This is a genomic window from Pseudomonas corni (assembly GCF_057128765.1).
Map to the genome: position 1 here is coordinate 546,500 of NZ_JBSKHW010000001.1, position 12,854 is coordinate 559,353.

The 12,854-nt window shown below is 59.4% G+C and carries 12 protein-coding genes; 4 read left to right on the forward strand and 8 right to left on the reverse strand.

The genetic code is table 11. The features are described from left to right. The first annotated feature begins 13 nt into the window (after positions 1-13). The 3 genes from ACWKV9_RS02440 (at position 14) to ACWKV9_RS02450 (ending at position 3,766) form a co-directional block, all read left to right on the forward strand. Positions 14-691, forward strand: a complete 678-nt coding sequence (locus ACWKV9_RS02440; RefSeq protein WP_483834487.1) for a response regulator — start codon at positions 14-16, stop codon at positions 689-691. After that, positions 688-2,031 carry an ATP-binding protein gene (locus tag ACWKV9_RS02445; protein WP_483834488.1) on the forward strand — a complete coding sequence of 448 codons (1,344 nt, stop codon included), beginning with the start codon at positions 688-690 and terminating at the stop codon, positions 2,029-2,031. Before ACWKV9_RS02440 ends, ACWKV9_RS02445 begins: the two co-directional genes overlap by 4 nt. 397 nt (positions 2,032-2,428) lie before the next feature. Continuing rightward, positions 2,429-3,766 (forward strand): dicarboxylate/amino acid:cation symporter, encoded by a 1,338-nt coding sequence (locus tag ACWKV9_RS02450; protein ID WP_483834489.1) that lies wholly within the window; start codon positions 2,429-2,431, stop codon positions 3,764-3,766. A 131-nt stretch (positions 3,767-3,897) separates the two neighbouring features. Here the strand turns inward: ACWKV9_RS02450 and ACWKV9_RS02455 are convergent, their stop codons facing one another. Next, the gene (locus ACWKV9_RS02455; RefSeq protein WP_483834490.1) at positions 3,898-4,392 is read right to left on the reverse strand and encodes a SprT family zinc-dependent metalloprotease; all 495 of its coding nucleotides are present in this window, start codon (positions 4,390-4,392) and stop codon (positions 3,898-3,900) included. A gap of 193 nt (positions 4,393-4,585) precedes the next feature. After that, a complete protein-coding gene (locus ACWKV9_RS02460; protein ID WP_483834491.1) occupies positions 4,586-5,188 on the reverse strand; it encodes a Yip1 family protein in 603 nt (200 codons plus the stop codon). Positions 5,189-5,381: 193 nt separating this feature from the next. Between ACWKV9_RS02460 and ttcA the strand changes: the two genes are divergently transcribed. Further along, a complete protein-coding gene (gene ttcA / locus ACWKV9_RS02465; RefSeq protein WP_483834492.1) occupies positions 5,382-6,206 on the forward strand; it encodes a tRNA 2-thiocytidine(32) synthetase TtcA in 825 nt (274 codons plus the stop codon). Positions 6,207-6,316: 110 nt separating this feature from the next. Here the strand turns inward: ttcA and ACWKV9_RS02470 are convergent, their stop codons facing one another. From ACWKV9_RS02470 to lhpI, 6 genes are all read right to left on the reverse strand, one after another. Beyond that, a complete protein-coding gene (locus ACWKV9_RS02470; RefSeq protein ID WP_483834493.1) occupies positions 6,317-7,234 on the reverse strand; it encodes a dihydrodipicolinate synthase family protein in 918 nt (305 codons plus the stop codon). Between the two features lie 162 nt (positions 7,235-7,396). Then, positions 7,397-8,434, reverse strand: coding sequence for a trans-3-hydroxy-L-proline dehydratase (locus ACWKV9_RS02475; RefSeq protein WP_483834494.1), 1,038 nt, complete (start codon positions 8,432-8,434; stop codon positions 7,397-7,399). A gap of 365 nt (positions 8,435-8,799) precedes the next feature. Continuing rightward, positions 8,800-9,522, reverse strand: coding sequence for an amino acid ABC transporter ATP-binding protein (locus ACWKV9_RS02480; RefSeq protein ID WP_483834495.1), 723 nt, complete (start codon positions 9,520-9,522; stop codon positions 8,800-8,802). Next, entirely contained in the window at positions 9,515-10,165 is a 651-nt protein-coding gene (locus ACWKV9_RS02485; protein WP_483834496.1) for an amino acid ABC transporter permease, read from the reverse strand. Before ACWKV9_RS02485 ends, ACWKV9_RS02480 begins: the two co-directional genes overlap by 8 nt. A gap of 9 nt (positions 10,166-10,174) precedes the next feature. Further along, positions 10,175-10,840 (reverse strand): amino acid ABC transporter permease, encoded by a 666-nt coding sequence (locus ACWKV9_RS02490; RefSeq protein ID WP_483834497.1) that lies wholly within the window; start codon positions 10,838-10,840, stop codon positions 10,175-10,177. Beyond that, the gene (lhpI, locus tag ACWKV9_RS02495) at positions 10,833-12,599 is read right to left on the reverse strand and encodes a cis-3-hydroxy-L-proline dehydratase (RefSeq protein WP_483834498.1); all 1,767 of its coding nucleotides are present in this window, start codon (positions 12,597-12,599) and stop codon (positions 10,833-10,835) included. Before lhpI ends, ACWKV9_RS02490 begins: the two co-directional genes overlap by 8 nt. Between the last annotated feature and the right edge of the window lie 255 nt (positions 12,600-12,854).

Consider the following 12,854-nt stretch of genomic DNA (forward strand, 5'->3'; position numbering starts at 1 on the left):
CTGGGAGTGCGTCATGAAGTTGCTGGTCGTCGAAGATGAAGCGTTGTTGCGCCACCACCTGTTCACGCGTTTGACCGAAAGCGGCCACGTGGTGGAGGCGGTGGCCAACGCCGAGGAAGCGCTGTATCAGGCGGGCCAGTTCAATCACGATCTGGCGGTCATCGATCTGGGTTTGCCCGGCATGGGCGGTCTGGATTTGATCCGCCAGCTGCGTGTGCAGAACAAGGCGTTCCCGATCCTGATCCTGACCGCGCGCGGCAACTGGCAGGACAAGGTTGAAGGCCTGGCCGCAGGCGCCGACGATTACGTGGTCAAGCCGTTTCAGTTTGAAGAGCTTGAAGCGCGACTCAATGCTTTGCTGCGTCGTTCCAGCGGTTTCACCCAATCGACGATCATCGCCGGCCCGCTGTTGCTCGACCTCAACCGCAAGCAGGCGGTGCTTGATGAACAACCGCTGGCGCTGACCGCGTATGAATACCGGATTCTCGAATACCTCATGCGTCATCATCAGCAAGTGGTGCCCAAAGAGCGCTTGATGGAGCAACTCTACCCCGATGACGACGAACGCGACCCCAACGTCATCGAAGTATTGGTCGGCCGTCTGCGGCGCAAACTCGAAGGCCCGGATGGCTTCAAACCCATCGATACGGTGCGCGGCCTGGGTTACTTGTTCACTGAGCGCTGTAAATGATTCGTTCGCTTCGCCTGCGTTTGATGCTGGCCGCCGCTACCCTGGCGGTCATTTTCATGTTGCTGATGCTGCCGGCGTTGCAGAGTGCGTTCAGCCTGGCGCTGGAAAGCTCGATCGAAAAACGCCTGGCGTCCGACGTCACCACGCTGATCTCCGCCGCGCGGGTGGAAGACGACCACCTGCTGATGCCGACGCTGTTGCCCGGCGAACAATTCAGTCTGCCGGACAGCCGCTTGCTCGGTTACATCTATAACCGTCAGGGCAAACTGGTCTGGCGCTCGCGCGCGACCCAGGACGAAGACATCGAATACCAGCCGCGCTACGACGGGCGCGGCACTGAGTTCGCCAAGATTCGCGAGGCCAGTGGCGAGGAGTTTTTTGTTTACGACGTCGAAATCAAACTGCTGGGTGGACGCAACGCCGCCTACAGCATCGTCGCGCTGCAACCGGTGCGCGAATATCAGGAAGTCATTTCTGGCCTGCGGGAAAAACTTTATTTCGGCTTCGGTGGCGCGTTGATTGTGTTGCTGGCCTTGCTCTGGGTCGGTTTGACCTGGGGCTTGCGTGCGCTGCGGGGCATGAGTCAGGAGCTGGATCAGGTAGAGGCGGGCTCGCGGGAAAGCCTCAGCGATGAACACCCCAGCGAGTTGCTGCGCCTGACCGATTCACTCAACCGGCTGTTGAGCAGCGAGCGGGAGCAGCGCATTCGTTATCGCGATTCTCTGGACGATCTGGCCCATAGCCTGAAAACCCCTTTGGCGGTGTTGCAGGGGGTCAGCGAAGTGTTCGCCAAACGTCCCGAAGACATTGAGCAGGCGCGGATTCTGCAGTCGCAGATTGAACGCATGAGCCAGCAGATCGGCTATCAATTGCAACGCGCCAGCCTGCGCAAGAGCGGGCTGGTGCGCCACCACGTGAAACTCAAGCCGGTGGTGCAAAGCCTGTGTAATACGCTGGATAAGGTATACCGCGACAAACGCGTGGCGGCGGTGCTCGACCTGCCAGATGACTGTCAGGTGCAGATGGAGGAGGGCGCGCTGCTGGAAATGCTCGGCAATCTGCTGGAAAACGCCTATCGCCTGTGCCTGAGTGAAGTGCGGGTCAGCTGGAATGCGTCGATCATGGGCAATGAGCTGTGCATCGAAGACGACGGCCCCGGCGTGCCGGAAAGCCAGCGCGCGCGGATTCTTGAACGCGGCGAACGGCTGGATCGCCAGAACCCGGGGCAGGGCATCGGGCTTGCGGTGGTCAAAGACATCATCGAAAGCTACAGCGCACGGTTGACGCTGGGGGATTCGGATCTGGGCGGCGCGGCGTTCAGGATTCATTTTCAGGTTTAAGCGCTGTCTCGATCATCTGTAGGAGCGCGCTTGCCCGCGATTGCAGTTTGTCAGTGAACAGATCGGTCATAGACGGATTGCATTCGCGGGCAAGCGCGCTCCTACAAACGAAACTCCCAGCTACGGCGGATACCCGCCACCCTCGCGACAAAATCCTTGTCATTAGGCGGAAAACCGCCACCTCATTCCCCCTTTTCCAGCTACCGTTACTAGAGATTTCCTTGCCTGTCGCGGCTCTCAGGGTTATTCAAGAACATGGCACGCAGCTTGCGATACAGCGCAGAGGTCTGCCACGCGCAGCTCGACAAAACAAATCCCTCCAACGCAGGAGGGTTCGTACTTTAGGCGTCGTTGTATCACTTGGATGATGCAGGCCGATGCTCTTGAGGAAACTGCAATGACGACTCGTCAGCCACTGTACAAATCCCTGTATCTCCAGGTAATCGTTGCCATCGTTATCGGTATCGCACTCGGTCACTGGTATCCCGAAACTGCCGTCAGCCTCAAGCCTTTGGGTGACGGGTTCATCAAACTGATCAAAATGGTCATTGCGCCGATCATCTTCTGCACCGTCGTCAGCGGTATCGCTGGTATGCAGAGCATGAAATCCGTGGGCAAGACCGGTGGCTACGCGCTGCTCTATTTCGAAATCGTCTCCACCATCGCGCTGCTGATCGGCCTGGTCGTGGTCAACGTTGTGCAACCGGGCGCCGGCATGCACATCGACGTCACCACCCTGGATGCCTCTAAAATCGCGGCCTACGTGACCGCCGGTAAAGACCAGAGCATCGTTGGCTTCATCCTCAACGTCATTCCGAACACCATCGTCGGCGCGTTCGCCAACGGCGACATCCTGCAAGTGCTGATGTTCTCGGTGATCTTCGGTTTCGCCCTGCACCGCCTGGGCGCTTACGGCAAGCCGGTCCTGGACTTCATCGATCGCTTCGCCCACGTGATGTTCAACATCATCAACATGATCATGAAGCTGGCGCCACTGGGTGCGTTGGGCGCCATGGCGTTCACCATCGGCGCGTACGGCGTGAGTTCGCTGGTGCAACTGGGTCAGCTGATGCTGTGCTTCTACATCACCTGCATTCTGTTCGTGCTGGTGGTGCTGGGCGGTATCGCTCGCGCTCACGGTTTCAGCGTGTTGAAGCTGATCAAGTACATCCGTGAAGAACTGCTGATCGTGCTGGGTACCTCTTCCTCGGAATCCGCACTGCCACGCATGCTGATCAAGATGGAGCGTCTGGGCGCGAAGAAATCGGTTGTGGGTCTGGTAATCCCAACCGGTTACTCGTTCAACCTGGACGGCACCTCGATCTACCTGACCATGGCCGCAGTGTTCATCGCTCAGGCGACTGACACCCACATGGACATCACGCACCAGATCACTCTGCTGCTGGTGCTGCTGCTGTCGTCCAAAGGCGCTGCCGGTGTGACCGGTTCAGGCTTCATCGTTCTGGCTGCCACCTTGTCGGCTGTCGGTCATTTGCCGGTTGCCGGTCTGGCGCTGATCCTGGGTATCGACCGCTTCATGTCCGAAGCCCGCGCATTGACCAACCTGGTCGGTAACGCTGTTGCCACCCTGGTTGTTGCCAAGTGGGTGAAGGAACTGGACGTAGACGTGATGCAGGCTGAATTGGCATCCGGTGGCCGTGCCATCGACGAAAACCGTCCGATGGATGATCTGGGTGTAGCTGAAGGCCCGGCGACTACCGTTGGGCGCTCGTAACCGTTAAGCGGTACGTGAAATGAAAAAGCCCGTCTCAGGACGGGCTTTTTTGTGTCTGCTCGGTAGGCCAGTCGGCTATCGAGTGAATATCGGAACAGCCGCAATGCCCGTATGCGTTGGGCCGGTCTGGATTACTCGACCCGCGTCTCACCGCTAAACACCAACACCTGCCGACAACTTCGGCACAGGTATCGCCGTCCTTTCCTGACCAGCTTGTGGCGCTGGCCGGAAAACGCGAACTCGCTTTCAGGGCAGGGGCAGCGATAGATGTAACGGGTCACGCTACGGCGCTGGATTTCGTAGGTGTGGCAACGGTTGGGCGGCAGTTCGTATACGCCGCGCATGATCAGCTGCCATTCCTCGCCGTGGGGCGCGATGGTGTCGCCAAACAACTGATGGGCAATCAGGTGCGCGACTTCGTGGGCTACGGTCTGGCGCAGGAAGTCTTCGCTGTTTTCACGGTAGAGCTGAGGGTTAAAGCGCAGCATGTTTTCGTGCAAATGCGCGACGCCCGCCTTCTGACCGCGCAGCTTGAGACTGACGACAGGTCGCTTGAAGGAGCGTTTGAAAAAGTCTTCGGCTTGTTGGTAGCAGGTTTCGACGCGGGAATTGAGTTGCTCGGGCATGCTTCATCGATCTCCAGAGAGCGCGAGTATGCCGCATCGACCGGGGTTATCGAAAACTTGAGCTGCCGAATGGTCGTCGGTTCACCGCATGCCTTTGTCTGTAGGAGCGAACTTGTTCGCGAAGCGGTCTAGCGGCTTCGCCTGACATCGCCTCGCCAACAAGTTGGCTCCTACAGAAAAGCAGCGGCGTGCATCAATTGGTGTACTCCGGCCCAACCCCGATGCCCCACAGCACCACGGTGAAGGCCATGATCGCAACCAGCACGACCAACCCCACCGCCAGCACCGAGCTTGAAAACATGAACCCTTCGTCTGCATGGATATTCATGAACACCGGCAAACCGACGTACAGCAAATACACTGTGTAGCAAACCGCGGCCAACCCGACCAGCATCCCCAGCCACATGTGCGGATAGAGCGCCGCCAGTCCGCCGATGAACAGCGGTGTGGCGGTGTAGGTGGCGAACGCGACGCAACGGGCCAGGCTCGGGGAGGCGTCATAGGTGCGCGCCATCCAGTGAATGAAACCGCCCATGACCGCGACTCCGCAGAGCATGGCGGCATACGACATGATGGTCATCCAGATAGCACTGTCGACCGTCAGCATGACAGGCGCGCGGTTGCCGATGACCCAGCCGACCTGGGTAGTGCCGATGAACGCCGACACGGCAGGAATTGCCGCCAAAATCAGCGTGTGGGTGAGGTACATGTGGCTGATGCTTTCTTCTTTCTCGCCACGTATCTGTTGCCATTCTCGATCGGGATGCGTGAACAACCCCAAAACGTGATGAATCATGCCGGTTCTCCTCGGGGTGAAAACGGTAAGCTCACCACCGAGTATAGAAAGCTACACGCCCCGCAGACCGTGGGCTTTAGAGCGATTGGCACTCACAGGGAATTGTTAATAGCCTGAGGTGATTACTGATATTCGGGTTTATGCGTAAAATACTGCCCCTTTCCAGAGCCATCGCGAGCGGATACCAGCAACCATGGGCACCCTTTCAGTCAATCAGAACAAACTGCAGAAGCGTCTGCGCCGGCTCGCGGGCGAGGCCGTGGCGGACTACAAAATGATTGAAGAGGGCGACAAGGTGATGGTCTGCCTGTCCGGTGGAAAAGACAGTTACACCCTGCTCGACGTGCTGATGCATTTTCAGAAAGTGGCGCCGATCAATTTCCAGATCGTTGCCGTCAACATGGACCAGAAACAGCCGGGTTTCCCCGAACACGTCTTGCCGGCCTATCTAGAAACCCTGGGCGTCAAATACCACATCGTAGAAAAAGACACCTATTCGTTGGTCAAGGAGCTGATCCCGGAGGGCAAGACCACCTGTTCACTGTGTTCGCGTCTGCGTCGCGGCACGCTGTATACGTTCGCGGACGAGATCGGCGCGACCAAGATGGCCCTCGGTCATCATCGCGATGACATCGTCGAAACCTTCTTCCTGAATATGTTCTTCAACGGCACCCTTAAGGCCATGCCGCCCAAACTTCGCGCGGACGATGGCCGCAACGTGGTAATCCGTCCGTTGGCTTACTGCGCCGAGAAAGACATTCAGGCGTATTCGGACCTCAAGCAGTTTCCGATCATCCCGTGCAACCTGTGCGGCTCTCAGGAAAACCTGCAGCGCCAGGTGGTCAAGGACATGCTGCTCGAATGGGAGCGCAAGACCCCCGGCCGCACCGACAGCATCTTCCGCAGCCTGCAAAATGTGCAGCCGTCACAGCTGGCGGACCGCAATCTGTTTGATTTCGAAAGCCTGCGGATCGACGAAACAGCTGCTTCGCGGTTTGTGAATATTGTGAATATCTGAGGCCAAACGCAGGGCCTGTAGGAGCCAACTTGTTGGCGAGACTGACACCTGATGTCTTCAGGTCTGCCGTCTCGCGAACAAGTTCGCTCCTACAGAAGCAGCGGCGCTCGTTACAACCCCACCTCCGGCAACACCGGCCGATCGGCCAGCGCGGTTTTCATCAGTTTCTCGACGTATTCGCGATCACTGTCCGGCAGCGCTAGCCGCGGAGGGCGGGTGAGGGCGCTGCCGCGTTCCATGATCGCTTCGCACAACTTGATGCATTGCACGAGGTCCGGACGGGCATCCAAGTGCAACAGCGGCATGAACCACTCATACAGCGCCATCGCCTCGGCGAAGCGCCCCGCCTTGGCCAGACGGAACAGGGTTTCGCCCTCTTTCGGGAAGGCGTTGGACATGCCCGACACCCAACCCACCGCGCCCACGGCAACGCTTTCCACCAGCACATCATCCAGGCCTGCGAACAGCACGAAGCGGTCGCCGACTTCATTGCGCACGTCAATGAAGCGATTGGTGTTACCCGAGGAATCCTTGAAGCAGACGATGGTGTCGCAGTCCGCCAGAGAGATGAGGATGTCCGGCGTCACGTCGTTTTTGTAAATCGGCGGGTTGTTGTAGACCATCATCGGCAGATCGGTGGCGGCGGCCACGGTGCGGAAATGCGCAGCGGTCTCGAACGGTTTCGCGGAATACACCAGCGCAGGCATCAACATGATGCCGTCGGCCCCGGCCTTTTCAACTTCCTTGGCCACGGCACTGGCGTTGTAGCTGGTGAATTCGGCGATGCCGGAAATCACCGGCACGCGGCCTGCGGATGCGTCTTTGGCGACTTCCACCAGACTGATTTTCTCCGCCACGCTCAGCGAGGTGTTTTCCCCCACCGTGCCGCAGATCACCAAGCCGGACACGCCATCGCGCACCAGATTGGAGATGACCTTGTGGGTAGCCTCCAGATTGAGAGAGAAGTCGGCGTTGAATTGAGTGGTGACGGCAGGGAAGACACCGCTCCAGGTTACGGTTTTGCTCATGAGTCACTCCGGTTTTTGAATAATGGATTTCGTATACGTTTATTTCGCGGTAAAGCACCCCCTGTAGGAGCGCGCTTGCCCGCGATCGCGGTGTGTCATTCAACGAATGCATCACAGGCGAATAGCAATCGCGGGCAAGCGCGCTCCTACAAAGCGGCAGTCTTACAACTTCAACCCAACCGGCCAGGTATCGGTCAATTTGTACCCCTCCGGCCACGGGTCGCTAGGGTCGAGCATGTGTTGATGGGTGCCGGTGATCCACGCCCGGCCCGATAAGCTCGGCACAATCGCCTTGCGACCCGCCAGCTCGGTTTCGCTCTGGATCTTGCAGTGAAACTCCGAGCCGATGATCGAGCGTCCGATAAACCGGTCGCCCACGTTCAATATCCCTTTGGCGTGCAGCACCGCCAGCCGCGCCGAGCACCCAGTGCCGCAGGGCGAGCGGTCGATCTTGCCGGGGCGGATCACCACCGCGTTCGCCGCGTTCGCCACGCCGCCGTCGTAATTGAGCGGCGCTGCGATCTGGCAGAACGAAATGTGATTCCAGTCCTTGTTCGTTGGGTGGTTGAAGCCCAATTGCTCGTTGGCGGCTTTGGTGATTTTCAGCCCGGTTTCCACCAGATCCTTGGCCTCATCAGCAGTCAGCGAAAAGCCCAGTCCCACCGAATCGACAATCGCAAAACTGTCGCCGCCGTACGCGGTATCGACCTTGATCGACCCCAGCCCCGGCACCTCGATCCACACGTCAATTTGATCGGCGAAGGAGGGATGGTTATGCACTTCGACGCTCTGCACTTTGCCGTCACGACACTGCGCGATGGCCTCGATCAGGCCGCCCGGTGCTTCGAGAATCAGTCGGGTTTCCGGCTCGGTCATCGGCAGGATTCCGCTGTCCAGCAGCACCGTCGCCACGCACAGCGAGTTGGAGCCGGACATGGGTGGCACATCGGCCGGTTCCATGATGATCCAGCCCATGTCGGCTTTCGGGTTCTTCGGCGGCACCAGCAGATTGACGTGACGGAACACTCCCCCGCGCGGTTCATTGAGCATGAAGTTACGCAATACGTTGTCCTTCTCGATCCAGCGCGACTGCTCCCAGATCGTGTCGCCGGGCGGGGGCGCAACGCCGCCGACGATCACATCGCCGACTTCGCCTTCTGCGTGACAACTGACTACGTGAATCACTTTCGATGAGCGCATTGCTTGCTCCTCTTTTTGTACCCCTGAATGAACGCGTTCCTGTAGGAGCGAATTCATTCGCGAGATGCCGGTACAGCCAACATCGATGTGGCTGACCGGAACACCGCTTCGCGAATAAATTCGCTCCTACAGAACTGCGTGCCGACCCTCATTGTGGGAGGGAGCTTGCTCGCGATGAGGCCGGTACAGCCGACAGATATCTGGCTGACCGGAACACCGCTTCGCGAATAAATTCGCTCTTACAGAACTGCGTGCTGACCCTCATTGTGGGAGGGAGCTTGCTCGCAATGAGGCCGGTACAGCCGACAGATATCTGGCTGACCGGAACACCGCTTCGCGAATAAATTCGCTCCTACCGGTCTGCGTTAATTGATTGAGCGTAAGAAGTCCGCCGTCTCCGGCCGCTGGGGGTTGCCGATCACCTGATCCGGCGTGCCAATTTCATGCACCAGTCCGTTACGGAAAAACGCCACGCGGTCCGACACATCCCTGGCAAAACGAATTTCGTGGGTCACCAGAATCATGGTCATGCCGTCCTCGGCCAACATGCGCATGGTGTCCAGCACCTCGCCCACCAATTGTGGATCGAGCGCCGATGTCGCCTCGTCGAACAGCATGTAATCCGGCGACATCGCCAACGCCCGGGCAATCGCCATGCGCTGTTGCTGCCCGCCGGAAAGCTTGCCGGGGAACACTTTCAGCTTGTCCGCCAGGCCTACATGAGTCAGTTGCTTGACCGCCAGCGCCTCGGCTTCGGCCTTGCTTTTGCCCAGCACGGTGCGCGGGGCCAGCATCACGTTTTCCAGCACGGTCAGGTGCGGAAAGGCGTTCCACTGCTGAAAGACGATGCCGATCTTCTGCCGCAGCTTGTTGATGTCGGTGCCCTTGGCATGCACTTCGGTGCCGTCCACGCGGATGCTGCCGCTCTTGATCGATTCCAGACCATTGATGCACATCAGCAGCGTCGACTTGCCCGAGCCCGAGCCGCCGATGATCGAGACAACTTCGCCTTTCTCGACCTTCAGGCTCACGCCCTTGATCACCTCAAGGTCGCCGAAGGATTTGTGTACGTTGTCGATCTCAATCATTTTCCTGCCACCTTGTTTCCAGTCGGGCGCCCAGGCGTGCAATCACCAGGCTCATGACGTAGTAAATGAGGCCTGCGATGCACAGCACCAGCAGCGGTTCTTGGATGCGCGTGACGATGGTTTGCGAGGCGCGCAGCAGTTCGACGATGCCGATCCACATCACAAGGGCTGTGTCTTTCATGACCCCCAGCAACAGGTTGATCCAGCCCGGGAAGGCCACGCGGGTGGCCATCGGCATGATGATCTGGCGCAGGTCCTGCCAGTAACTCAGGCCCAGCGAGCGGGCGGCGCGGCGCACGGTCATTGGCACCGACAACACGCCGCTGCGCACGATCTCCGTGCAGTAAGCGGTGACATACAACCCCAGGACCACGCAAGCCACCGCGAAAGCGCTCCAGTTCAGGCCGACAATGCTTTTCAGCGCGTTGAACAGCACGAACTGAATCAACAACGGCACGCTGCGAAACACGTCCAGCAACCACGCCAGCGGGATGGTGCTGCGGGGGAACAGGGCGCGGAGCATGCCGCAGACGACTCCGGCCAACGTGCCGATCAGCATCGAAATCGCTGTCAGCAGAATCGTCATCCATGCGCCTTGGAGCAGGAACAGCAGGTCGTTCCAGGAAAAACTGCTATTGAACATGGTCTTCCCTCAGTACCGGAACAGGCGCCAGGACAGCAGCCGCGCCACGGCCACGATCAACTTGGCAAGCAGGTAATACAGCACCGCCGCGATGGCGAAGAACTCGAAGGTGCGGAAGGTTTTGACGTTGTAGTCCTGGGTCACGCCGGTCAGGTCGTTGTTGAGGCCGACGATCACGCCCATTGAAGTCATCAGTACCGCCCAGACCATCTGATTGGTCAGCGGATAGAACACGATGCGCAGCAGTTGCGGGATGACAATCAATCGATAGGCTTGCGGCGCGCTCATGCCCAGAGAGCGGGCGGCGCGCAGCTGGGTGTCGGGCACCGCCTTGAGGCCGCCGCGAAAGTTCTCGGCCAGGTAGCCTGCGTTGTTGATGGTGATCCCGGCCAGCAACGCCGCCCACGAACTGATATGAATCCCAAACGAGCCCAGTCCGAAATACAGGATGTACACCTGAAACAGCGACGGCGTGTTGCGCGCAATGGAAATCCACGTGGCGGCAATCCCACGGAACATGCGGTTATCCCCTTGGCGCATGAAGGTCAGGCACAGGGCGATCAGCACCCCGAGAATCATCGACAGCGCTGCGGTTTCAAATGTCACCAGAGCGCCGTCGAGCATGTCCGGCAGGGCCTTGAATGCCGCACGCCAATGGAAGTTGTAATCAAACATGGGCAACTCCCGTACGTTCGGCGGCTTGTAGCCAGACCGGCAAATTCCCGCTGGCCTTGGCGGTGCAAGCGCTTTCGACGCATTCGGCCAGGCTTGCGAAATGCACGCGACGGCCCACCAGCCCCGGCGCGTAATGGGCGTATTTGCCGGAGTTGGTCATCAGTGTGCGAGCGGCGGGTGGGATGACTGGCTCGCCCAACATGCACCAGCAGGTGTCGGTAACCAGTTGCACGCCGAAGGTTCTGAGCGTGTCGGCGTAGCCAGCTTTTTCGGCGTTTTCCAGCGTAGCCCGGCCGCAGGTAATGACGACGGCCACTGCGTCATGCTTGCGTTTGCCGGCGCAAAGCCGGGCGACGGTGGCAAATTCACTGAGGGAAAAATGCGGGTTACCCAAGGTAACGGCGTCGACCTCCGGGCTTTGCGCGCTATTGAGTTCGCGCCAACTGTTGAGTAATTCATCGGGTCGAACGTGCAGATGTTTGGCTGGCGGGATTCCGCCCATGGCCAGTTCTGCGCTGTAGGCTTCCGGCGTGACACCGGCAATGTGGAACATCGGGGCGGCGGATGTGGTGGCGAAGGCGGCGCCGAATGCTTTGAGATCGTCCAGGGTCGGCGCTTTGGATTCCAGCCCGCAGACCACCGGGATTTCAGCGCCACACAACAGGCCGACGTGGTACCCCAACAGCGGGTAAAAACTATCGTCCAGGCCGTCGAGCGGTGGCAGGTCGATGCGCAATGTGGCGTGACGTTGTTCGGTCAGATGACAGCCGATCTTCGGCGCGCGGCCGGTTAGGGCGATGCAGATGTCCAGGTAGTCCGGGTATTTCAGGGTGCGCGCGCCGATCACGCTGTTGGCATAAACCACCGCGTTGGACTCGGCCCAGACGATCTGTTCACCCAATTCAGGCGCGCTGTCGAGCAGGTAGGGCGCACAGGTGAAGCTGACTTTGGCGCCCATCTCCAGATAGGCGTCGCCCAACTGGCTGGCAGGTTCGCCGAGAGCCGGATCGACGCCGAGTTCACGCCAGCGGCGCTTGTCGACCGAGATGGAATTGAGCGTGGTGGGCACGCGCACGTGGGCGTCCCAATCCACCAGTTGCCGGGCAAAGCGCAGGCTTGCCGGGCCGGTATAAATGCAGCCGTCGATGTGCGCCTGAGTGATGTCCAGCAGTTCGGTCGCGCCTTGCAGCTCGGCCATGCGCACGACGATGCCCATCGCCACTTGCGCGGCTTTGCCGTAAGCGCCGTCGAGCAGCGCCTGGTCCGTTTCGCTGAGGACGACGTTGGAATGGATGACGTTGAAGGTCGGGTTTGCGCTTGTCGTTGATGCCGTTTGCAAGGAAGCGAGGCAGGTGACTTGATCGTTGTCGACCCGTACGAACGGTACGCCGCGCAGTGCAGCAAAACCTTCGCCCCCAAGGCTGATGACCGGGATCGACTGGTTGAATATCTGCTCGGCCACCAGCACGCCGAGGGTGAGGATGTCTTCGACCCGCTCGAACACCAATGCGGCCGGTGCATGGCCGTTGAGGATCAGTTCCAGCAGCACGCTACTGCCGGTGCACGAACCACGTCCGCTGGGAATCGCCAGCACACGCCCGGTGATGATCTGCCCGCTGAGCGGATGGTGGCGGTCGATGACTTCGCCAGTAAACGGCTCGACCCCGCCCCAGAAGCTAAGGCCGACGTCGGCGTACAGCAACTCACCCTGCGCCATCCCGGCCACCAGGCAGCGACCGTTCAACGAAACTTCAGACATCCTGGGCTCCTGTGGGTACTGCGTTCTTGAACGTTTGTTGTGGGAGCAGTCCGCTCCTACAAGTCACGTGTTGAGGCACGTCACGGGTACGACCCCATCTCTGTAGGAGCGAACTTGTTCGCGAAGGCAGCGTGTCAGACGACGAATCAGGTGACTGATCCACTGCCATCGCGGGCAAGCGCGCTCCTACAGGTCATGCGTTGCCGCAATCCGCGCAGATAACCCATTGCTCTGTAGGAGCGAACTTGTTCGCGA